Annotated in this window: 16 protein-coding genes and 2 pseudogenes; 7 read left to right on the top strand and 11 right to left on the bottom strand. The window is 45.3% G+C overall.

What is annotated here, in order from left to right; genetic code table 11:
• Nucleotides 1-128: 128 nt before the first annotated feature.
• The 5 genes and pseudogenes from sat2 to AC07P6_RS30525 all read left to right on the top strand — a co-directional run.
• Nucleotides 129-653, top strand: a complete 525-nt coding sequence (sat2, locus tag AC07P6_RS30545; RefSeq protein ID WP_000704156.1) for a streptothricin N-acetyltransferase Sat2 — start codon at nucleotides 129-131, stop codon at nucleotides 651-653.
• Nucleotides 654-710: 57 nt separating this feature from the next.
• Nucleotides 711-1499, top strand: a complete 789-nt coding sequence (gene aadA1, locus AC07P6_RS30540) for an ANT(3'')-Ia family aminoglycoside nucleotidyltransferase AadA1 (RefSeq protein WP_001206315.1) — start codon at nucleotides 711-713, stop codon at nucleotides 1497-1499.
• Between the two features lie 75 nt (nucleotides 1500-1574).
• Complete coding sequence (locus AC07P6_RS30535) at nucleotides 1575-2072, top strand: hypothetical protein (protein ID WP_001444089.1); 498 nt, start codon at nucleotides 1575-1577, stop codon at nucleotides 2070-2072.
• A gap of 841 nt (nucleotides 2073-2913) precedes the next feature.
• Nucleotides 2914-3291 carry a hypothetical protein gene (locus tag AC07P6_RS30530; protein ID WP_001271300.1) on the top strand — a complete coding sequence of 126 codons (378 nt, stop codon included), beginning with the start codon at nucleotides 2914-2916 and terminating at the stop codon, nucleotides 3289-3291.
• 22 nt (nucleotides 3292-3313) lie between these two features.
• Nucleotides 3314-3466, top strand: a pseudogene (locus AC07P6_RS30525) (IS256 family transposase); the annotation flags it as partial.
• A 66-nt stretch (nucleotides 3467-3532) separates the two neighbouring features.
• Here the strand turns inward: AC07P6_RS30525 and AC07P6_RS30520 are convergent.
• The 3 genes and pseudogenes from AC07P6_RS30520 to tet(H) form a co-directional block, all read right to left on the bottom strand.
• Nucleotides 3533-4747: an IS256 family transposase gene (locus AC07P6_RS30520; RefSeq protein WP_169392014.1), complete on the bottom strand. Its 1215-nt coding sequence runs from the start codon at nucleotides 4745-4747 to the stop codon at nucleotides 3533-3535.
• A 49-nt stretch (nucleotides 4748-4796) separates the two neighbouring features.
• Nucleotides 4797-5198: pseudogene (locus AC07P6_RS30515) on the bottom strand (common pilus major fimbrillin subunit EcpA); the annotation flags it as partial.
• A gap of 1030 nt (nucleotides 5199-6228) precedes the next feature.
• Nucleotides 6229-7431, bottom strand: a complete 1203-nt coding sequence (gene tet(H) / locus AC07P6_RS30510; protein ID WP_006248867.1) for a tetracycline efflux MFS transporter Tet(H) — start codon at nucleotides 7429-7431, stop codon at nucleotides 6229-6231.
• A 91-nt stretch (nucleotides 7432-7522) separates the two neighbouring features.
• Between tet(H) and tetR(H) the strand changes: the two genes are divergently transcribed.
• Nucleotides 7523-8146, top strand: coding sequence for a tetracycline resistance transcriptional repressor TetR(H) (tetR(H), locus tag AC07P6_RS30505; RefSeq protein ID WP_006248868.1), 624 nt, complete (start codon nucleotides 7523-7525; stop codon nucleotides 8144-8146).
• Nucleotides 8147-8196: 50 nt separating this feature from the next.
• On the opposite strand, the gene AC07P6_RS30500 is transcribed toward tetR(H), so the two are convergent.
• The 8 genes from AC07P6_RS30500 to glmU form a co-directional block, all read right to left on the bottom strand.
• The gene (locus AC07P6_RS30500; protein WP_169392014.1) at nucleotides 8197-9411 is read right to left on the bottom strand and encodes an IS256 family transposase; all 1215 of its coding nucleotides are present in this window, start codon (nucleotides 9409-9411) and stop codon (nucleotides 8197-8199) included.
• A gap of 84 nt (nucleotides 9412-9495) precedes the next feature.
• Nucleotides 9496-11112 (bottom strand): Tn7-like element transposition protein TnsE, encoded by a 1617-nt coding sequence (locus AC07P6_RS30495; protein ID WP_000251879.1) that lies wholly within the window; start codon nucleotides 11110-11112, stop codon nucleotides 9496-9498.
• Nucleotides 11113-12639: a TnsD family Tn7-like transposition protein gene (locus AC07P6_RS30490; RefSeq protein WP_001243518.1), complete on the bottom strand. Its 1527-nt coding sequence runs from the start codon at nucleotides 12637-12639 to the stop codon at nucleotides 11113-11115.
• Between the two features lie 2 nt (nucleotides 12640-12641).
• On the bottom strand, nucleotides 12642-14309 hold the full coding sequence (locus tag AC07P6_RS30485; RefSeq protein WP_001276994.1) for an AAA family ATPase: 1668 nt from the start codon (nucleotides 14307-14309) through the stop codon (nucleotides 12642-12644).
• Nucleotides 14306-16414: a DDE-type integrase/transposase/recombinase gene (locus AC07P6_RS30480; protein WP_000267723.1), complete on the bottom strand. Its 2109-nt coding sequence runs from the start codon at nucleotides 16412-16414 to the stop codon at nucleotides 14306-14308. Before AC07P6_RS30480 ends, AC07P6_RS30485 begins: the two co-directional genes overlap by 4 nt.
• Nucleotides 16401-17222 carry a TnsA endonuclease N-terminal domain-containing protein gene (locus AC07P6_RS30475; RefSeq protein ID WP_001029679.1) on the bottom strand — a complete coding sequence of 274 codons (822 nt, stop codon included), beginning with the start codon at nucleotides 17220-17222 and terminating at the stop codon, nucleotides 16401-16403. Before AC07P6_RS30475 ends, AC07P6_RS30480 begins: the two co-directional genes overlap by 14 nt.
• Before the next feature lie 160 nt (nucleotides 17223-17382).
• The gene (gene glmS, locus AC07P6_RS30470) at nucleotides 17383-19212 is read right to left on the bottom strand and encodes a glutamine--fructose-6-phosphate transaminase (isomerizing) (protein ID WP_478315360.1); all 1830 of its coding nucleotides are present in this window, start codon (nucleotides 19210-19212) and stop codon (nucleotides 17383-17385) included.
• Nucleotides 19213-19395: 183 nt separating this feature from the next.
• Nucleotides 19396-20766: a bifunctional UDP-N-acetylglucosamine diphosphorylase/glucosamine-1-phosphate N-acetyltransferase GlmU gene (gene glmU / locus AC07P6_RS30465; protein ID WP_478315359.1), complete on the bottom strand. Its 1371-nt coding sequence runs from the start codon at nucleotides 20764-20766 to the stop codon at nucleotides 19396-19398.
• Nucleotides 20767-21111: 345 nt separating this feature from the next.
• Here glmU and AC07P6_RS30460 point away from each other — a divergent pair, with 345 nt between their 5' ends.
• Nucleotides 21112-23283, top strand: a complete 2172-nt coding sequence (locus AC07P6_RS30460; protein ID WP_478315358.1) for a right-handed parallel beta-helix repeat-containing protein — start codon at nucleotides 21112-21114, stop codon at nucleotides 23281-23283.
• The last annotated feature ends 304 nt before the right edge of the window (nucleotides 23284-23587 follow it).

The raw sequence follows: 23587 nt of genomic DNA, 5'->3' as shown, positions 1-23587 counted from the left end.
CACGAGGCTTTTCCCCAGTGGGTCCGGAAGTTCAACAATACGATGAATCAGTCAAAGGTCTCCACACTCGACGAAGAGTAGAAAATGCTGAGTGGACCTTCGCTGATTATCTAAGCGTTAGGCGTCATATGAAGATTTCGGTGATCCCTGAGCAGGTGGCGGAAACATTGGATGCTGAGAACCATTTCATTGTTCGTGAAGTGTTCGATGTGCACCTATCCGACCAAGGCTTTGAACTATCTACCAGAAGTGTGAGCCCCTACCGGAAGGATTACATCTCGGATGATGACTCTGATGAAGACTCTGCTTGCTATGGCGCATTCATCGACCAAGAGCTTGTCGGGAAGATTGAACTCAACTCAACATGGAACGATCTAGCCTCTATCGAACACATTGTTGTGTCGCACACGCACCGAGGCAAAGGAGTCGCGCACAGTCTCATCGAATTTGCGAAAAAGTGGGCACTAAGCAGACAGCTCCTTGGCATACGATTAGAGACACAAACGAACAATGTACCTGCCTGCAATTTGTACGCAAAATGTGGCTTTACTCTCGGCGGCATTGACCTGTTCACGTATAAAACTAGACCTCAAGTCTCGAACGAAACAGCGATGTACTGGTACTGGTTCTCGGGAGCACAGGATGACGCCTAACAATTCATTCAAGCCGACACCGCTTCGCGGCGCGGCTTAATTCAGGAGTTAAACATCATGAGGGAAGCGGTGATCGCCGAAGTATCGACTCAACTATCAGAGGTAGTTGGCGTCATCGAGCGCCATCTCGAACCGACGTTGCTGGCCGTACATTTGTACGGCTCCGCAGTGGATGGCGGCCTGAAGCCACACAGTGATATTGATTTGCTGGTTACGGTGACCGTAAGGCTTGATGAAACAACGCGGCGAGCTTTGATCAACGACCTTTTGGAAACTTCGGCTTCCCCTGGAGAGAGCGAGATTCTCCGCGCTGTAGAAGTCACCATTGTTGTGCACGACGACATCATTCCGTGGCGTTATCCAGCTAAGCGCGAACTGCAATTTGGAGAATGGCAGCGCAATGACATTCTTGCAGGTATCTTCGAGCCAGCCACGATCGACATTGATCTGGCTATCTTGCTGACAAAAGCAAGAGAACATAGCGTTGCCTTGGTAGGTCCAGCGGCGGAGGAACTCTTTGATCCGGTTCCTGAACAGGATCTATTTGAGGCGCTAAATGAAACCTTAACGCTATGGAACTCGCCGCCCGACTGGGCTGGCGATGAGCGAAATGTAGTGCTTACGTTGTCCCGCATTTGGTACAGCGCAGTAACCGGCAAAATCGCGCCGAAGGATGTCGCTGCCGACTGGGCAATGGAGCGCCTGCCGGCCCAGTATCAGCCCGTCATACTTGAAGCTAGGCAGGCTTATCTTGGACAAGAAGATCGCTTGGCCTCGCGCGCAGATCAGTTGGAAGAATTTGTTCACTACGTGAAAGGCGAGATCACCAAGGTAGTCGGCAAATAATGTCTAACAATTCGTTCAAGCCGACGCCGCTTCGCGGCGCGGCTTAACTCAAGCGTTAGAGAGCTGGGGAAGACTATGCGCGATCTGTTGAAGGTGGTTCTAAGCCTCGTACTTGCGATGGCATCGGGGCAGGCACTTGCTGACCTGCCAATTGTTTTAGTGGATGAAGCTCGTCTTCCCTATGACTACTCCCCATCCAACTACGACATTTCTCCAAGCAACTACGACAACTCCATAAGCAATTACGACAATAGTCCATCAAATTACGACAACTCTGAGAGCAACTACGATAATAGTTCATCCAATTACGACAATAGTCGCAACGGAAATCGTAGGCTTATATATAGCGCAAATGGGTCTCGCACTTTCGCCGGCTACTACGTCATTGCCAACAATGGGACAACGAACTTCTTTTCCACATCTGGCAAAAGGATGTTCTACACCCCAAAAGGGGGGCGCGGCGTCTATGGCGGCAAAGATGGGAGCTTCTGCGGGGCATTGGTCGTCATAAATGGCCAATTTTCGCTTGCCCTGACAGATAACGGCCTGAAGATCATGTATCTAAGCAACTAGCCTGCTCTCTAATAAAATGTTAGGCCTCAACATCTAGTCGCAAGCTGAGGGGAACCACTAGTGTCATACGAACCTCCAAGAGACGGTTACACAAACGGGTACATTGTTGATGTCATGTATGACAATCGCCCAAGTAAGTATCCAGCTGTGTTCAGAACGTACGTCCGAATTCCAGACTATGTCGAACTAGATAACGCGGAGGAGCTGGCCGACGCAATCATTCGAGAGGTTGAGTTAAAGGAGGCATGGCTCACAAGGGTCTTGGGGAACTCAGCCGATCCTGACGCTTCTGTGGGCAAGTGGGACCGGCGCCTAGCGCAGTGCGGTGGTATTGATGAGATGTCAAGTGGGGTGCAGGCAACATACTTCAGTCCAAACGGTCAGCTGGTCGGCTTAGTGGCATACATTGATGCCGAATGGATGGATGAATAGCTCTGACGTTACGATTCAGGTGAGACAACCAGATGGGCATTGCGTACAAGCTCAGTTGCCACCGATGTGGCTACGAGTCTGATCTTCTTTACCTAGGCCAAGGTATGGCGATGCTTCCTGAGCAAATAGTCGGAACGTGCACATGCTGCGACAATCTAACGACGATTTCTATAAATGAAAGCTACGGAGTATGCTCACTTTGTGGGGCTAAGGATCGTGTGATATTTACAAGCTATCAGCATGAGGCAAGGCCAAGAAATCCCTGCTATCTAGAGAGAAGTTTCAAATATCAATGCCCAAGATGCCATGCCTTCAGTATGGAGCCTCCGGATCTACCGGAGATGCTTTGGGACTAATGCTCCGCTTTGCCTCGGGTATCCGTTCGACCTATGTTTAAGAGGAAACGCACGTGTCTGCCGCCAAAGCTCTTGCCTATGCACTTTGTGACAAGTTGGAAAGCAAAAAAGTTGATGAAGTCGTACGAAATCTTGTTTCTAGCGGCTGGAATATTAGGGAAGTGGCCTGGGAAGCTTCGTCCTTTGATCATGAAATGCCCTACTTTGACACGGGGCGGGACTTCGATATTGGATTTCCTGACACGCTGTCATCCAAGATTGAGTTTTTGACCGCGAATGGATCAATCGTCCAAGCACGTGCTCGCCTGCACTTCAAGCAGGCTCTAATTTTTGCCAAGGCGTCCAAACATGTCGCCGCGCTCAAGAACTCATTGGATTACTACTATGGATCGTCTGTAATCCCCCCTCAAAACCACGGAGGCTATTTGTAGAAAATTCCATTAATATGAACTCAAGGTGTTCCCTACGGACGAATCAGCGATGAAGGTGGTGTACCTGGCTATCCAGGCGGCGACCAAGAAATGGACGATGCCGATCCGCAACTGGAAGCCGGCCATGAACCGTTTTATGATCGAATTTGGTGACCGTTTAAATGGCCACCTTTAACTGACCGGCAAAAGCACTTACACAAAAGGGTTTACGAGCCCATCCCGAATTCTGTGTAACTGCCATTTAGATTAAATGCTTACTAATACGGTCATCAAACATAATCATAAAGCGATTCAAAGCAGACGTCCAGTTACGGATTGGCATCGACCATTTTTTGGATGCCTGCTGGGTGGCTAAGTACACCACTTTAAATGCAGCCTGATCAGACGGGAACACCTTACGCTTATTCACCGCTGTCCGAATCACACTGTTTAGCGACTCAATAGCATTGGTGGTATATATGACTTTTCTGATGTCTTTAGGGTACTCGAAGAATACCGTTAAGCCCTCCCAGTTATTACGCCAAGACTTGACCACATGTGGGTACTCTTTGCCCCAAGTCTCATCAAAGTGCTCAAGGTTAGCCTCTGCTATCTCAAGCGTATCAGCGCCGTAGATGGCCTTTAAATCGGCGGCTACTGCTTTTTTATCCGTCCAGGGTACAAATTTCATCGAGTAGCGCACCATGTGTACGATACACAGCTGAACCTGAGCATTGGGATAAACCGTATTGATGGCATCAGGAAAGCCCTTTAAGCCATCAACACAGGCAATGAGGATGTCTTGTACCCCGCGGTTTTGTAGTTCAGTGAGAACGCCTAGCCAGAACTTAGCGCCTTCATTCTCTGATAACCACATACCCAGCAGCTCTTTTTTACCATCAAGTCCCACACCTAGCGCCAGATAGATAGCTTTGTTGATAATCTGCTTGTCTTGGCGTACTTTGACGACAATGCAGTCTAGATAGACAATAGGATAAACACTGCTTAACGGCCGGTTCTGCCAAGCGGTGATGTCGTCTAAGATATTGTCAGTGACTCTTGAGACAAGAGAGCTTGAGATATCTACGTCGTAGAGCTCTTTAATGCTCTCTACAATCTCGGTGGTGGTTTGACCTTTGGCATAAAAGAATATGATTTTATCATCAAGGCCACTAATACGGGTTTGATGCTTACTGACGAGTACAGGCTCAAAGCTGCTATCACGGTCTCTTGGGGTAGAGATCTCAAGATCGCCGCTATCACTGCGGACAGTCTTTTTAGTGTGTCCATTGCGCTTATTAGGCTTGTCTGCTTTCTCATGCTTAGGATAGCCAAGATGCTCTTCCATCTCAGCTTCTAGGGCAGTATCGATAAAGGATTGCATGAGCTGCTTCTGAAAGTCTTTGATGTCATCGAAGCTTTTCATACTACCAGCCATTTGCTCGGCTAGTTTCTTAATGTCAGTTTGCTTAGTCATTGCTTATTCTCCTGTTAGGGGATTATAAGCAGTTACACACTTTTTAGGAAAGGCTCGCCGTTGTACCTGCAGCAACGTCAACCATGGTAGTTTCTGTTGAGCTAGTTAAGTCTGTACCATTCCATTTAACACCAACAGTTAATTCACTGTTATCAGAAGCACGTACTAATTTATCGGTGATGATTTTTGAAGTCAGTTTAAAATCAGTCGCTTTTTCTTGACCTTGGATAGTGATATCGAACGCACCATCTTGAGAATTAAATGCTTTAATACCTTCCGCATAATTGAAAGTTAAAGATTTTAATGGTGTAACAACTAACATACTTTTAGTATCTTTGTATGCTTTCGCATCCCATGAAGCAACAGCACTTGCTGTACGAGTATCAGCTTGAGCAAGAGTTGTTGTACCCATAATAGCAACTGCAAGAACGGCTAATGTCAGCTTTTTCATAAAATATCCTTCGTAGATTAATTCTTATTACATAATGTTTTTAAATAACAGATATTATTTAAAAATAATCAGTTATTCAGTTATTCAGTTATTTAGGTTTTAGTAAAAATACTTATTTAAAATGAACTTTTAAATAGATTCATTTTAAATAAAATATATTTTTGAAATAGAAAACTGATTTTTTGAATTTGTGAGTGTCGATTCTCTTTATGATTTAAATCAATATATTCAAATGCGCAAAAAAAGTAATAAAGCTAAAATAAGTGCATTTATTCTTTTTTGGATTATTGGTTTTATTTACTAATTTGTCATGAGGTCAATTCTACAATTTAAATTTTTTATGTGGATAGGATTAATCCCATAGGATTTTATGCTGGAAAGTAAAAATATTAGTGTTTTTAAACTTTGTATTGATTTTCATACGCGTAAATCGAGTTTTTATCGTTATTAAATAAAGATAACTTAAGTATTTATGATTAGTTATCACTATATAAAAATTTTTATTTACTCTCTTTTTGTTTTTTTTTATTTTGTAAGGTAATTTTTAGAAATATAAGTTCAATAACTTGGTCTTTTTTGGACTTACCTTGGTGTTTTATTTGTTTTGTGATGGATTTAGAATTAACAGATAAACTTTATTATTGGGAGTATCTAAAAATGATTAGTGAGTATTGATCTAAATTAATATATGGCTATTACTACAAATAATTCTTAATTAAATAGAGCTAAAACTAATAGAAATTCTATTTTTATTTTTAGTTGGATAATAATTTCACAATGTAAATAAAAAGTAAATTAATAATGAAATATTTGTTTTTTTTACTCAGGGTGAATATGATTGAAAATAACTATCATAAAATAACTATGTAACTAAACGACTCCCTTACCTGCTTTATCGTTCAACGCCGATGTTTATGATTGCAGCCAGTAAGCCTTGGGTAAAAGAGGCTTATTAATTGCGATAAAAATAAAGTCCTATCAACGTTATTAAGAGCGGACAGGACTTTTATGATCTTTATAATTTCTAGTATTAAGGGGTTGAAATAACAGCTTTAGGTGTGGTTTTTCTTTGGTGAAAATAAGCGGTAATAAGCAACATAGCATAAAGTATTGCCCCCATCAGCCATAACAGACCATCCCAATAAGCGACGCTATAACTATAAATAAAGGCAAATAAAAGGGGACCAATGATCCCGGTAATATTGGTTAGGCTCACCAGAGTACCTTGTAATTTCCCTTGCGCATTATCATCGACAGATTTTGATAAATAACCTTGTAATGCGGGTTGCCCCATACCTCCTGCCGCTAAGCAAATTAATGCTGGTAAGATGACCCAAACGTGGCCTATCCACGCTAATAATAAACAGCCCATCATATCAATAGACATACTGATCATAATGGTGGTTTTTTCGCCCCATTTTTGTGCCAATTTCCCAGCGACAATCGCCTGAAAGAAAATATGTAATACACCCAGAACCGCCAAAGACATACCGATAGAAGTTGTGTTCCAATCAAAACGATATTGTGTAAACAGCACCCAGATGGTGGCAGGAATTTGCCCGATAAGCTGGATAATAAAATAGGTTGCTAACCAAAAGTAGAGGCTTTTCTTAAAAAAAACAGTGACTGTATTTGAGGCAGTTTGGTTTTCAGGTGTCCTATTGGCAACAAGCGCTTCTCTTTTTTGTGTTTCTCGGAAAAAGAGCAAAGAGAGTATTAATAATATCGAGTGTGAAATAGCGGCAAAAATAAATGGCATATGAGCACTGATATCACCTAATAATCCCCCTAGCATTGGGCCGATAATAAGGCCAACACCAAAAGCACCACCTAAGAAACCAAAATAGCGAGTTCGATTTTTAGCGGGAGTCACATCACTCATCGCTGATGCACATACGGCACCTGTTGCGCCTGTGATCCCCGCAATGATGCGCCCAATATAGAGCATCCAAAGTGTGGTTGAGAATGCCATTAAAAGATAGTCGAGTGCCGCGCCTAAAAGGGAAAACAGCAAGATGGGTTTTCTGCCGTATTTATCAGACAGTCGTCCTAGAATAGGAGCAAAAATAACCTGCATGGTAGCATAGAGCGCTAATAGCACACCGTAATGGGTTGCCAGTGAATTTTCACTGACAAATTCATTTAATAGAGTAGGGAGTACTGGCATGATAAGCCCGATACCAATGGCATCTAATACGGTGATCAGCAGTATAATAATAATTGATTTATTCATTGAGATCCTAAAAATCTATCAGTGATAGAGTGGGTGTAAAATATCTCTATCAGTGATAGATTGTCAAGGCTATTTTATTTTGAGGTAGGTAATGGCAAAGCTAGATAAAGAACAAGTTATTGATAATGCGTTGATTTTACTTAATGAAGTTGGTATTGAAGGATTAACAACGCGTAAGCTGGCGCAAAAAATAGGTGTGGAACAACCCACATTGTATTGGCATGTAAAAAATAAACGCGCTTTGTTAGATGCATTAGCAGAAACTATTTTGCAAAAGCACCATCATCATGTTTTGCCATTGCCGAATGAAACATGGCAGGACTTTTTGCGAAATAACGCGAAAAGCTTCCGCCAAGCCTTATTAATGTATCGTGATGGTGGCAAAATTCATGCGGGAACACGCCCCTCTGAAAGTCAATTTGAGACATCAGAACAGCAACTACAGTTTTTGTGTGATGCTGGGTTTAGTCTATCTCAAGCCGTGTATGCATTAAGCTCTATTGCGCATTTTACATTAGGCTCCGTACTGGAAACTCAAGAGCATCAAGAAAGCCAAAAAGAGCGTGAAAAAGTAGAGACGGATACTGTTGCCTATCCGCCATTATTAACCCAAGCCGTTGCAATTATGGATAGTGATAATGGTGATGCTGCATTTTTGTTTGTCCTTGATGTGATGATCTCTGGACTTGAAACAGTATTAAAGAGCGCTAAATAAATCTAAATTCGCTGACGCCGAGCCCATCCCGAATTCTGTGTAACTGCCATTTAGATTAAATGCTTACTAATACGGTCATCAAACATAATCATAAAGCGATTCAAAGCAGACGTCCAGTTACGGATTGGCATCGACCATTTTTTGGATGCCTGCTGGGTGGCTAAGTACACCACTTTAAATGCAGCCTGATCAGACGGGAACACCTTACGCTTATTCACCGCTGTCCGAATCACACTGTTTAGCGACTCAATAGCATTGGTGGTATATATGACTTTTCTGATGTCTTTAGGGTACTCGAAGAATACCGTTAAGCCCTCCCAGTTATTACGCCAAGACTTGACCACATGTGGGTACTCTTTGCCCCAAGTCTCATCAAAGTGCTCAAGGTTAGCCTCTGCTATCTCAAGCGTATCAGCGCCGTAGATGGCCTTTAAATCGGCGGCTACTGCTTTTTTATCCGTCCAGGGTACAAATTTCATCGAGTAGCGCACCATGTGTACGATACACAGCTGAACCTGAGCATTGGGATAAACCGTATTGATGGCATCAGGAAAGCCCTTTAAGCCATCAACACAGGCAATGAGGATGTCTTGTACCCCGCGGTTTTGTAGTTCAGTGAGAACGCCTAGCCAGAACTTAGCGCCTTCATTCTCTGATAACCACATACCCAGCAGCTCTTTTTTACCATCAAGTCCCACACCTAGCGCCAGATAGATAGCTTTGTTGATAATCTGCTTGTCTTGGCGTACTTTGACGACAATGCAGTCTAGATAGACAATAGGATAAACACTGCTTAACGGCCGGTTCTGCCAAGCGGTGATGTCGTCTAAGATATTGTCAGTGACTCTTGAGACAAGAGAGCTTGAGATATCTACGTCGTAGAGCTCTTTAATGCTCTCTACAATCTCGGTGGTGGTTTGACCTTTGGCATAAAAGAATATGATTTTATCATCAAGGCCACTAATACGGGTTTGATGCTTACTGACGAGTACAGGCTCAAAGCTGCTATCACGGTCTCTTGGGGTAGAGATCTCAAGATCGCCGCTATCACTGCGGACAGTCTTTTTAGTGTGTCCATTGCGCTTATTAGGCTTGTCTGCTTTCTCATGCTTAGGATAGCCAAGATGCTCTTCCATCTCAGCTTCTAGGGCAGTATCGATAAAGGATTGCATGAGCTGCTTCTGAAAGTCTTTGATGTCATCGAAGCTTTTCATACTACCAGCCATTTGCTCGGCTAGTTTCTTAATGTCAGTTTGCTTAGTCATTGCTTATTCTCCTGTTAGGGGATTATAAGCAGTTACACACTTTTTAGGAAAGGCTCGGGTTTACAGGCTCTTTCAGTCATTCCTTTAATGCGTAAATTGCTCTCTAACCACTCTCTCAGCCCACCCTTCCATATCCTCTCTCGATACTTGCAGCTCCCCCAACCCCTTTGGATGATTCACCCCTCTATGCCCGTCTTGTCCATATAATTGATCAAACAAACTATTTGGCCAATTCAATGAGCTCTTCACCACTCCACGCCGTATCTTTTCAAAATCATTCCGCCATGTTTCGCTATCAACGCCACTCAACACTTTGGTAGAAAGCATTTTCACCCCATCCGATGCATCCACCTCTAGCAATACAAATTCACTGCCATTACGTTGCACCCCAACGGCTTTAATCACTCTTGGTGAGCCATCTTTACACAGATGTAATCGGCTACGCCCAACTTTTGGCAAAACCAAGGTTTCTTCAAAAAGCACCCGACATGCAAATTTAGTTTTTAGAATTGAAAGTAGCTCATCAAAAGCAGCAAATCGATTAGCAAAAATAGAGTTGTAATTGGTTGCATCCTGCTTCCCACCCACATCTGCCGCTGCTAGGACACCACCTAAGTGTGGCTCATCAGTACTAACCAAATTACTATTTTCACTTGTTGTTGCTTCTTCTTTTTCTAAAATAGTTTGGCTACTTTTTCTTGCCCTGCGAGATTTTTCAATTCGACTAGGTCTACTAAAACTTATCCATGTCGGCTCAGCCTCTATGACTCGTGTGTCTGTGTCTATATTGGCTGTTTCCTCATCGTCCAACTGTAGATGCTCATCATCAACAACTGACTCTGTTGAAACCGCTATGTGCTGCGTACTACCATCACCTGCCTCCTTTTCCTGAAAAGAGGCATGGCTAATAGCTGTTGTGCTAGGAAGCATAGCGTTGATTTCTAAACCTACTATTTCCTCAACTAAATAATCCTTATCCTCGTTAGAAGAACGTCCTTTTACATGTAATTTCCAACCCTGCATGGGCGGAGGGTCAAAGCTAAAGCACCAGCTTTCAACGCCGTTCTTAATTTCTCTATTTTGTTGATAGTGCCTAAAAATACTTTCATACGAATCCATAACATCTTGATCCGAAAACAACCAAACCAAAAGCTGCACTACGGCCGACTGCTCTAACGCCCCTTTAGGAAACGATGAACTGGGTAAGATCCTTATCTCTAAATGATCTCGCTCAACCTCATACTGAACGTCGAACTCTTGCTGTAAAGCGGTACTGCTCAAACAGCTTCGACAGAAATAGGAGTTAATTAAAAATAATGACCGAGCTAGCTCTAACTGTGGGATGTGATAACGAGTCTTGCTATATGGTGTTTCAGCTTCGTAAATAAATGAACTCTGCGCTCCATCCTTGTTGCGTACGGAAGCAAAGGACGAGAGATTAGGAAAATCGATTATTTTGGCTCGTTGAAGATCCGATGCTTCAAACTCAATCACACGATCCGCCTTATTTATTTGCTTTGTTGTACTGTTAACCACCTTAGCTCGACTTAATAAAGGCAAATGAGTAAATCGAGTCCATTTCCGTTCTTGCATTGGATTAAACCAAACAAAAATACGCCACTCCTTATGACCCGAGTTACGGAATAAATGACCAATATGTACAACCTGCACATTGTCATTAAATGTAGCTAGCCTAACCACTCACTCTTCCCCATAAACCATTTCCAAGAATCTTTGTGCTTCCTCAGTTATCCGCTCTTTAGATAACGTTGCACTTCTTAATAATCGCCAGCGCCTAAGCTCAACATCTTCCTGTTTAAGCTTAATAAAAGCTTGGCTAATCCGTCTAATTTGATAATCTTCCACACTCTCTGAGTAACGCTTTAAGCAAAGCGCTACCAAAGGCAGTTTCTGTAGATTTTTTGCAAGAGAGGTTCCGTTAGGAGTTTGCTTTAACAGCCAGCTCGATGTCGCTCTTGGGTGATCAAGGCTACTATCTAGACGCTTTATGATTCTTAATAGTTGTCGTACAGCAATTCGATCTCTTTGGTTCCAATCAACTCTAGGGGCGGGTGCCAGACGCTCTTGTTGATGCTGTTGATTCCAGTGAACTAGCCAATCCCTGTCATGTCGGTAAAGCCAAGCGTATAGCACCCCACCCTCTAAAGACTGTCTTGCCGCCTTAATTCCTTGGTATTTATGCACTAGTTGCTGCCAGTCTTTATGCTTAACAGATAAATCTTCAGAGTTAGGTTGCACAGACTGGCTAACAGGTCTTGTCGTTATAGAGTGCTCAGTAAGAGCACTTGCCTGCTGTAGCGCTTCTATAACCGTTAGTTTTGGCAATAAGGCTTGCCACACAATACTATGCTGTAAATAACTAAAGGCTTTTCTATGCTTACGGAATATACTTTTCAGCCAACACGTGTCCTTGTTCTCTGCCAACTTTAAATCCAGTTTCTCTAGTGCCTCATCACTAAAAGTCTGCCTCACTCTCTCCGCCACCAAGTCATGACGAATGTGCTTGCTTTTGGTTAGCCCTAGATCCTGCGCTAAGCGCTGATAAAACAGCGTCCACTGCTCAAGGCTTGGGGAAAGCTCTTGCGCTCGTGGAGCATCTAACAGAGGGGCTATATAAGCAGCTAGTGCTGTTAATTGAGATAGGGAGTCTTTGGGGTAGTCTGAAAGCAGCTCAGTATGACCCAAAGCCCAAAATTGATGTCGGTGATCATCTACAGCTCTATCAAAGAAGACTAAAGCACCGTGTTTTGGACAATATGGCAAAGCGGGCAAATACCAATCTCGTTGCCAAAAGGCTTCCCCATACCTATTTAGCTGAAGAGCAACGCAATCAGGGCAGTATCTAAAGCGGTTATCGCTCTTAACTCTAGAAGCAGCGACTCCTAGCATTAAATGCACCGCACCTTGCGCTTGGTACTCCATTAACCGAATAGCTTCGTCTCGGCGCTCCTTGCCTACAAACGGAGCATATAAAGGGAATAAGGTATGCTCATAAATAAGCTGCTGAACAGCGTAACGTCCTGTTTGATGTAGATGTCTTGCTATCACACCTAAATGCGAGGGCAGACCTAAGGTAGCGACCACCTTGCGGTTGCCATACACCTCATCCAACAGCTGCTTAGGACTAACAATCCCTTGATAAACGCCTGCCCGTGCAATAGTGCTATAAATCAGCTCATTCGAGTACGGAACAGGAAAGTTTCTCATGGCTAACCTGCTTGTTTAAATAAGCTCGCCATATCCACTATTACCCCTTTCCCTTTTAACCGTTCATGCATGGTTTTTTCAGGTTGGCGTTGTGAATAGATATAACGTAAATCCGTATCAGGCAAGCTATCCCAGTCGCTGGGCTTGACTACCTTTATAGCCGAAACCTTTTTACTCTTGGAGGGCTTTTCTAGTTCTGACACTACCGTTTCGCCTTCCATCAACCACTGCAAAACAAGAGGCAGTAACTTTTGTCTTGTCATCGTTGGATTCTGGCTAAACGCTTTTTTAATAGTGGGAATTAACAGGCTTGAATCGTAATCCTCTTTCAGCATCAGATATAAATGACGCTGATCTTCGGTATCTAACTCTTGAAGGGCTTTTTCTTCTGGTGTTTGTTCTTGTATCGCTGCGATATCTAGCTGAAGTTGGATTAACCGTTTATCAATCTCGGGAACGACTAGATCAGAATAACGAGCAATGCGTTCTGGGATACCCGAGCGTAATGCCTCTAGCATGGGGTGCACAGGCTTTAACTCATCTTGATACACTTGCCGCAATAAACCAGCGGTAATACGCTCATTGCCTAAAGCTAGCGCACGGAGCTGAGCGAGTACAAAAAGTTTTACTACAATGTCCATCACTCCTTGGCTTAGCTCATACCACACATCACGGACCTCATCCGATAACAGCGCATCTTTGCGTTGTAAAAGCTGTAATTGCCAAAGATTATCCGTAAAAGCGATCCACTCTTGATTGGGCTTTCCACGTTGCGTTTGTTGTATAGGATCCCAGAATATAGCTCCAAACCCTGCCCCTCTACGTGCAGACCGCAAATCAGCCTCAAAAATCTCTCGTGCTTTAGGGGTACCAATCAACATCACTGGTACGCCAATAATATTCACCATCGTCACAAAAAAGTTCAGCATCTCTTGAGATCCACCCGAACGAGAGCGGCTTAAATGCTGAATTTCATCAATAACCAACAACCCTAAAGCATGTGCATTGGCTATTTGCGACATCAAAGCCAACATGGTTTCTATACCATGACGTTTTAAGCCATAACGACGCTCATAGTTCGAGCCCAAGGCTCGATCCAACGCTCTGAAAAAATTCAAGCAGATTTCTTTTAGCGAACCATTATGCGAGCAGTCTATTTTCAAATACACCACCTGCTCTACATTGAGTTCACGATGGTAAATCACCTGAGGATACGTGGCTAGAATACGATGAAGAGAGGTCGTCTTCCCACTACCAGAACAACCAATTAACAATAAGCTTTGTGCCGTAGATCGTGCCTCCTCAAAGCGAAATGTCTCCAACTCTCCCGTTTGAACACGCTCATAACCATTTTGTAAATGCTTTTGTAAATCTCCTGTTTTAGGATTTCTGCCTACGTAGCCACCTCGAATCATGACCGAAATACGCTCACTTAGTAGCAAATGCGTACCTAATGGCTGAAAATAGTCATCTGGAATACGACAAATGGTATGAGCTCTGATAACACGGGACTTTTGCAAGTCAGAGGAAGTAAGCTGTAAAGAGGATTTCAGTGATGCAGCACTATTCACTGACTCTTGTAATGGTGGTAAGGCCTCGATAAAAGGATTATCACGATAAGCCTCTACCCCCGTATCACGATAAACTGCTTGAATCCGGGTAGCACTCATGACTCATCCTTTTCTGGTGGATCCTGAAATAATTCAGGCACGTATGTGGGTAGGCTGTAATCTTCTTGATCATCCGCTTCCACTGCGTTGAAAGGAATAACTTTAGCCTCATCACCTGAAGAGCTTGGCTTCAAATGCTCCGCACGTTTTTTACGCTCCGAGGTCACGGCTTCTTTTTTATTAGTTTTAATCTGCTTAATGCGTGTTGATTTGGGCTCAGTAGTACTGGGCGTTAACTTATTCGCTTTCTGAATGGTTTGCTGAATAAACGCCTCAAGCTCCCTGCGTTTAGTTAACTCATCCTGCTTCGCATTGGCTTTATTGTGTTTTTCTTGTGCTTGTATATCCCAAACCTCCCAAAATGAGAGACCTTTAAACTGCCGACTACGTTCCGTCAGATTACAGCGCCAAAATACACGGCTGCCAACTTGCGGAAACAAATAAATCGTATCAACCAGCACTGGGTCATAAGCCGCTTCTAAATGTTGAGGTCTAGCTATATCAGTGCTCCGCTGCAACCAACCCTCACGCAGAATCTCTGACCCCGAGTAATACAAACCCCACAAATTAACGCCAAATGAAGAAATAGAGACCTTTCGGCGAGGCAGTAACGCTACTCGCAACTGCTCTTGCTCCACAGCCCTTAAACTACCTGTACGATGCTGCATACCCCATTGCCATAGCTGGACAGGAATAGACGGTAAATCTGTAGGAAAATCAGCATCTCGATCGTATTTATCCATCACCAGATGGTTATTTCTGAATAAGATCGTACGCAAAATAATTTGTGTGAACTCAAATACCGACAGAGATGCATCTAACCTATAGTCTGTTTCACCATGGCTTTTGATCCGACTGCCCTCTACAATGCCAGGTGCAAAGGACTTAAACTCGGCTTGTAGTGTTCTAAAAGTGCTTTCCACTATGCCTTTAGCATCGCCACGTCTAGGTGGAGCACTTTCCACTCGCACATTAAAACTAGAAACTAAGGCTTCGACCTGATGACTCATTAATTCGCCACGGTCCGCTAGCAACACATCTGGCAAACCTACACACGGCCAGTCTGAGCTACTAATCTCAATATCATGCTGGGCACAAATGGCCGTTTTGTCAGAGCAAGCATTTACAAAAGCCTGCATCGCCACCACATAAGACGGATTTTCAAAGCCGATATAAAAGCCCGTGATCATCCGACTAAACACATCAATCACAATGTAAAGCGTTGGTCTTCCTATGATTTTTTGGCGATCATGATGATCCACTAAATAAATATCAGCAATCGTGGCATCAATCTCATAACGACTCCCAGGGCCTAACGCCTGAGAAGTGGCTGTACTACTTAAGGGTCGTACGTCTTTTTTATATACCCCTGCTTTAACTCTAGACTTTAAGCGCTGAGCTTTAGGGTATTCTCGATCATAAAAATAACGAAACTGACGTAGTGTTGGGTAATCCTCTTGGGGAATGCGAGGAAAATACTGAGCAAACAAGTCCACAAATCGTCTATAGGCAACGGTGGTCTTTGTACCTTTTTGATTTAACAGGTGCTTTTCTATGGTCAACCTAAAAAGGCGTTCAATCTCGGGCGTTACCTTGGTTCCTTCACCCTTACCATATTCTCTGGCTCGGCCAATCTTTGCTGTTCCTGTCGCTGAACGTCTTTCCCCTGGTGCACCGCTGTTTTTGTAGTCAGGAATTAATGCATTAGGCGTTTGACCACGCTGCCAGTAACGGCGTAACAACTTATAAACTGTAGCCTTAGTAACCTTATGTTCTTGGACCACATGCTCAACGAGTTCGCTTCTGACTTTAGGGTCGAAACGATCCTTACTATTAATAATAGGAAGAATTTTTCGATAATCCTCCTCGCGCTTCTGGAAGCTGACAGAATCTACAGACGGCTCTTCTAAATCAAGATGTACATAAGGGTCATCAGTTCTAACTAAGCGGCCTTCATCTAAATACTGCATTAGCAACAACTCAGCCCTAGCTTGTGGAACTCCTTTATCAGCGCTTATTTGCATCCAGACAACTTGGCCATCCTCTATAGCCAAAATGCGATACGGATCATTATCAAATAGCACAACCTCATTAATTTGCCACATAGCGCAACTCCTCCATATTCACTACTTGGCTAATACAGAGATCTGCACACTTATTTGCCCTGAAAGACTTATAAATATTGAACTTAATAAAACCATTTGCGGTTAAGGCTCGTATCTCACTCAATGTTTTGCCTAACTCCAAATCATAAGCAATATCAACCTGCTTACAGACATTGATAATGTTTTCATCTCCTTTTTCTTGCAGGATATGGGCCAATGGGGATAGTTGTGCTAAAAGCTCCGCAGAAACTTCTTCTGTTTTCACTGAATAAAGCCATTCAATATTTTCTTTTACTACGGGATTTATTTCTTTATCAGTAAAAATGAACCAAGGAATTTGCTTTTGCTGCCAATAGCGACGCTCTAGTTCTAGTTTTTCTAAGGTACGCTCGTCTTGTAAGGCTGCTGCAGGTTTGACTTGAATAGCAAACTGCTCAAAAGGACCATCTTTGCAGTCCACTAAAAAATCAGTAGACATAACCTGATCTACACCACGAATAACAGGATGCTTAATACCACTATCTATTGCAATCTGCCTGGTATCACTAGGTAATAAGGGGAACTGCTCGCGTATATCTAGCACGCTGCTCTCCCACTCAAGACTGAGAAAAACAGCAAGCTCTAAGTCAGATAGCAAATGATGGACTCGTCCCGTCTTATGAGAATAAATACGGTGGGAACGACCTGAAGAAGGAACTTCTTGTACTGTTAGCCATGGAATATAGTCTTTACCATGCCCTTGGCCACGCCCCTCTTTAATACGACGGGCAATTTGCACTTCAGAAAATGAAGAGTTTGCTTTAGCCATAACAAAAGTCCAGTATGCTTTTTCACAGCATAACTGGACTGATTTCAGTTTACAACTATTCTGTCTAGTTTAAGACTTTATTGTCATAGTTTAGATCTATTTTGTTCAGTTTAAGACTTTATTGTCCGCCCACAACAGCAGCCTTCCTACACTCAAAAAATTATTCCACGGTAACTGATTTCGCCAGGTTACGCGGCTGGTCGACGTCAGTCCCTTTGATCAGTGCGACGTGATACGCCAGCAGCTGCAGCGGTACGGTGTAGAAGATAGGCGCAATCACCTCTTCGACATGCGGCATCTCGATGATGTGCATATTGTCGCTACTGTTAAAACCCGCATCGCCGTCTGCGAAGACATATAGCTGGCCGCCTCGGGCACGAACCTCTTCAATATTGGATTTTAGCTTCTCCAGCAGCTCGTTGTTCGGTGCCACCACCACTACTGGCATTTCAGCATCAATCAACGCCAGCGGGCCGTGCTTCAGCTCTCCAGCGGCGTAGGCTTCAGCGTGAATGTAGGAGATCTCTTTCAGCTTCAGCGCCCCTTCCAGGGCAATCGGATACTGATCGCCACGACCAAGGAACAACGCGTGATGCTTGTCAGAGAAATTCTCGGCCAGAGCTTCAATGCGTTTATCCTGTGAAAGCACCTGCTCAATGCGGCTCGGCAGTGTCTGCAGGCCATGAACGATATCGTGTTCGATAGCGGCATCCTGACCTTTCAGGCGAGCCAGTTTAGCCACCAGCATCAGCAGAACGGTCAATTGCGTAGTAAATGCTTTAGTCGAGGCAACGCCGATTTCCGTTCCGGCATTGGTCATCATCGCCAGATCGGATTCGCGCACCAGAGATGAGCCAGGAACGTTACAAATCGCCAGAGAACCCAGATAACCCAGCTCTTTCGACAGGCGCAGGCCAGCCAGCGTATCCGCAGTCTCGCCGGACTGGGAGAGGGTGATCATCAGGCTGTTACGACGTACGGCAGATTTGCGATAGCGGAACTCAGAGGCGATTTCGACGTCGCACGGAACCCCTGCCAGTGATTCAAACCAGTAGCGGGATACCATCCCTGAGTTATAGGAGGTTCCACAGGCGATAATCTGAATATGCTCAACCTGAGACAGCAGTTCGTTGGCCTGCGGACCCAGCTCGCTCAAATCAACCTCACCGTGGCTGATACGCCCGGAAAGTGTGTTTTTGATAGCATTCGGCTGCTCGTAGATCTCTTTCTGCATGTAGTGGCGATAGATACCTTTATCACCCGCGTCATATTGCAGATTGGATTCAATATCCGGGCGCTGAACCTCCACGCCAGATTTATCAAAAACAGTGACCGAGCGGCGGGTCACTTCCGCAATATCGCCCTCTTCAAGGAAAATAAAACGGCGGGTAACCGGCAGCAGCGCCAGCTGGTCGGAAGCAATGAAGTTTTCCCCCATCCCCAGACCGATGACCAGCGGGCTGCCTGAACGGGCGGCCAGCAGCGTACCCGGATCGCGGGTATCCATAATCACGGTGCCGTAAGCGCCACGCAGTTGAGGAATGGTACGCAGTACGGCATCGCGTAGGGTACCGCCTTGCTCCAGCTCCCAATGCACCAGGTGCGCAATCACTTCAGTGTCCGTCTCGGAGGCAAAAACATAGCCCCGGGACTGCAGCAGCTCGCGCAGCGGTTCATGGTTTTCGATGATCCCGTTATGCACCACCACAATATGGTCAGAAACATGCGGATGCGCATTACCCTCAGACGGTTCGCCATGAGTCGCCCAGCGGGTATGAGCAATCCCGGTACCACCGTGTAAGGGACGTTCATCTAACGCCTGAGCCAGCATCTGTACTTTACCGAGGCGGCGAACGCGGTTCATATGACCTTCGTTGTCAACGACCGCCAGACCGGCGGAGTCATAACCGCGGTATTCCAGACGACGTAAACCTTCAAGAAGGATTTCAGCAATATCACGCTGCGCGACTGCGCCAACAATTCCACACATAGTTTTTAATTCCGATTTTGGCTGTATGCCATGCGTTGTCGGTCAACCTGTTTGCCCGTATTTCGGGCGCCCCGAGCCTTGTAGAGAGTGGGGTTATTTTTATGGGTACTGCCGTGGGGGGAGGATTATATTATCCCCTCACCCCGTTCCTTCACCCCCAATAAGGGCGAAAGAGAAATAGTGTTATTTTTTCTTCACCGGACGCTGCCAGCCCTGTTTATGGACCTGCGGCACGCGGCTTAAAACGAGTTCGTTATCGGCAACGTTTCGCGTTACCGTTGTTCCTGCAGCAATGGTCACGCCCTTACCTACGGTCACCGGAGCCACTAGTTGGCTATCAGAGCCAACGAACACGTCATCGCCAATCACCGTTTTGTGCTTATTCGCGCCATCATAGTTACAGGTGATGGTGCCCGCGCCGATATTAACGTTATCGCCAATCTCAGCATCGCCAAGGTAGGACAGATGACCGGCCTTAGAGCCTTTACCCAGACGCGCCTTTTTAATTTCGACAAAGTTGCCGACGTGCGCGCCTTCCAGCAACTCTGCGCCCGGGCGCAGACGTGCGAACGGCCCGATAGTACAGGCAGCTTCCAGATGAGCATCTTCCACCACCGTATAGGGACTGATCTCGCAATCATCGCCAATGGTGCTGTTCTTGATAACGCAGCCGGTACCAATCTTCACGCGATCGCCCAGCACCACGTTACCCTCGAGAATAACGTTAGTATCAATTTCAACATCGCGCCCGTGTTTCAGCGTGCCGCGTAAATCAAAACGCGCCGGATCAAGCAGCATGACGCCCGCCAGCAGCAGTTTTTCTGCCTGTTCAGACTGAAAAACGCGTTCAAGGCGGGATAATTGTAGACGGTTATTCACGCCTTCTACCTCGCTTAAACGCTGAGGGTGAACAGCCGCAATTTCATGGCCTTCTTCGTAGGCCATAGCAATGATATCGGTGATGTAGTATTCGCCCTGAACGTTATTATTGGTCAGCTTCGCCAACCAGCGTTTCAGGTCCGCGCCGTTAGCGACCAGGATCCCGGTATTAATTTCCTTAATCTGTCGCTGCTCTTCGCTGGCATCTTTGTGCTCAACAATCCCCGTCACCTCACCGTTATCACGTGTAATGCGGCCATAGCCGGTCGGATCGTCGAGCTTAACCGTCAACAGACCGATACCGCCTTGCGGTTTCGCTTCTCGCAGGCGTTTTAATGTTTCAACGGAAATCAATGGCACATCGCCGTACAGCATCAGGATATCTTCATCATCGCTGAAGAACGGCGCTGCCTGCTGCATGGCATGACCGGTACCAAGCTGTTCGGCCTGTAAGACCCAGTTAAGATTATCTTCATGCAGCGTCTGGCGCAGCAGGTCGCCGCCGTGCCCGTAAACCAGATGCACGGCTGATGCACCTAATTCTTTAGCTGCATCAATGACATGCTGCACCATTGGCTTTCCAGCCAGCGAATGCAACACCTTGGGAAGATCGGAATACATGCGGGTACCTTTGCCTGCGGCAAGAATAACCACGCTCATAGGACTGTTTGACATACGCATCCTGACTGCTGTTGGAACGAAAAGTAAAAGCCTTTCACGTTGAAATATCTACATATTTTTCATCATGAAACGAGTCGAAGATAAAACGTTCAGGCTCAACGCTATACACCATTTTAGGGCGCTATTTTTAACCAGCGCAAACCCGTTTAGTACAAAAAAATCATTTTAGCTAACGGCTAAACCGGCTATCCCTCTGCTTTTACTGTTTTTTTGACACCTAAATAAAGAAAAACAACAAAATAAAACACAGTTTTAATATTCATTAATTGTGACGCGATAAATAGAAACAGCATTTCATTTTCCTGATAATGCCGCTTAATAATTACCCAGGAGAAAAGAATGAATAACAAAATACCTTTGGCATTAACCCTTTGCAGTTCGATGATCGCGCTACCGCTGCAGGCTAATGAAGCCCATCAGTGGCGGGCTATCGCCTTTGGACAATCCACAGATAGCAATTTTTCCTCTAACGTCCTGCCGGAAAAGATTGGCGTTAACAATGTCACGATCGCCGGCAAAAAACTTACGCCGCAAGACCCGGCCGATCTCAGCCAGCCCATTACTATTGAGAGTCGCGGCGGCAAAATTGCCAACTCCCATGACGGGCTGACCTTCTTTTATACCGAACTGCCGACTAACCAGAATTTTATCCTGCAGGCAACGGTGACCGTCAATCAGTTTGGCCCGGAAAATGGCGCTCGTCCGGCCGCGCAGGAAGGCGCTGGTTTGCTGGTCCGCGATATAATTGGTAATGCGCGTCAGCAGCCGCTGAAAGTCGGTTACGAAGAGTTCCCGGCGGCATCCAATATGGTGATGAACGCCATTATGACTCAGGATAAAAAAGATCACTCGCATATCAAGCTACAGGCTATCAGCCGGGAAGGGATAACTCAGCCGTGGGGTAATGCGGGCGCATCAATAAAGCGCCAGAGCTATAAAGAGAAGATAAACCTGGAGCAAACCCCGACTTTCCAGCTCAAGCTGGAGCGTACCAACGACAGGTTTATTACCTCATGGGCAGCAACGGGCAGCAATGAATGGGTTAGCCAGCAGGTTCCTCACGCTGACCTGATTACGCAGCAGGATAAAGAGCATTACTACGTCGGTTTCTTCGCCTCACGTAACGCAAAAATCACCGTCAGCAATGCTTCACTCACTACTTCAGCAGCAAATACGGCCCCCTCAGCACCGTACGTCGCCAAAGGCTGGCCTCCTGTGATGCAAATTAGCTCAAGCGCAAAAAGCCAAAGCAAAGATTACATATTGCAGGCGCGCACTAATAGCGACGGGCGCATAACCGTTCGTCAGGATGAAGTGGTGATCGGGCAGGATAAAGAAGTAAAAGCCGGAGAGATGTTTACCCAGCCTGCCGTCCTGAAAGATAAAGACACTTTTGAAATCAGCTTTACCCCAGCCACCAGCGCAAAACCGGTTAGCCAAACGCTGACAGTTGAGCACAGCGCCAGCGTGACAGGCAATACGCTCTATGCCGCACCAGATGGGCTACCGCAGGCTAAAGGGACCGCTGATTCACCGCTCGATTTATCCTCCGCCATTGAATTCGTCCCGGCAGGCGGAAAAATAGTATTAGCCGCTGGAGATTATCCGCAAACGGCAATTCCTCTGAGCGCAAGCGGCCTGAAAGGCAAAACCAAAACCCTGCAAGCCGACGGCAAAGCGATCATTCACGGATTGCTACTGGACGCCAGCTACTGGCATATCAACGGCATTGAAGTTACGGATAAAAGCCTGCGCGTGCAGGGTAGCTATAACCTGATTGAAAACGTTATCGCTTATCGCAACGATGATACCGGGATTCAAATTTCCTCTCCGGCAGATGTTGGACGCCCGCTGTGGGCCAGCTATAACCGGGTGGTGAATTCTGAATCCTTTAGTAATGAAGATCCGGGGAAAATTAACGCCGATGGCTTCGCGGTGAAAATGCGCGTAGGGGAGGGTAACCGGCTGGAAGGTTGCTACTCGCACGATAATATCGATGACGGATTCGATCTGTTTAACAAGATTGAGGACGGGGCGAATGGTGTTGTGGTGATCGAGAATTCAATTGCCCGCAATAATACCAGCAACGGCTTTAAGCTCGGTGGGGAAGGGCAGCCGGTCGCACATGAGGTACGTAACAGCATCGCTATTGGCAATCACCTGGACGGTTTTACCGACAACTTCAACCCCGGTAAGCTGGTGGTGGTCAATAACGTTGCGGTAGACAATCAGCGATTTAACTATATCTTCCGCCCAAGCCCATACGGCGCACCGGAAACGCAAGGCGCTTTCAGCGATAATATATCCTTGCGCACTCAAGCAGGGGAATATGACGACGCCGTGGTCGGCAACATCGACGATAGCAACTACTTCATTCACGGCGGTCGAAGCATCAACGCGCAGGGAAAGAGCATTAGTAGTAACGATTACCAAACGCTGGCGTTACCGGACCCTCTGCTGCGTAATGAGGATGGGAGTTTCAATACCGGTAACTTCCTCAGTCGAAATTAAGACCCTATAAAAACACAAAGGTCGCCCTCGGGCGACCCTCTAACTTTCTTTCCTGCTTCACACCGCATGTGTTGTCGTTTTAGTTAGCGGTACAGCGCAAATGCAGTTCGGATAGTTTGATTCTTAGTTGTTGAAAGTACCAAAGGTAACGTTCATAGCACTGAAGAAAGCGACGATTTTGTTGATCAGTTTCATGATAACTTCCTGGATAGCGATTATGTTTTGATGGATTATTTTGTGATTTACATCACAAAAACAAGTCTACACTTCATTTTTTGATCGATCAATAAAAATGAGACATTCA

The organism is Klebsiella sp. GFKo11, from assembly GCF_056490265.1.
The sequence above is the reverse complement of the archived record's forward strand: the minus strand, read 5'-3'. Positions and strand labels throughout refer to the sequence as shown.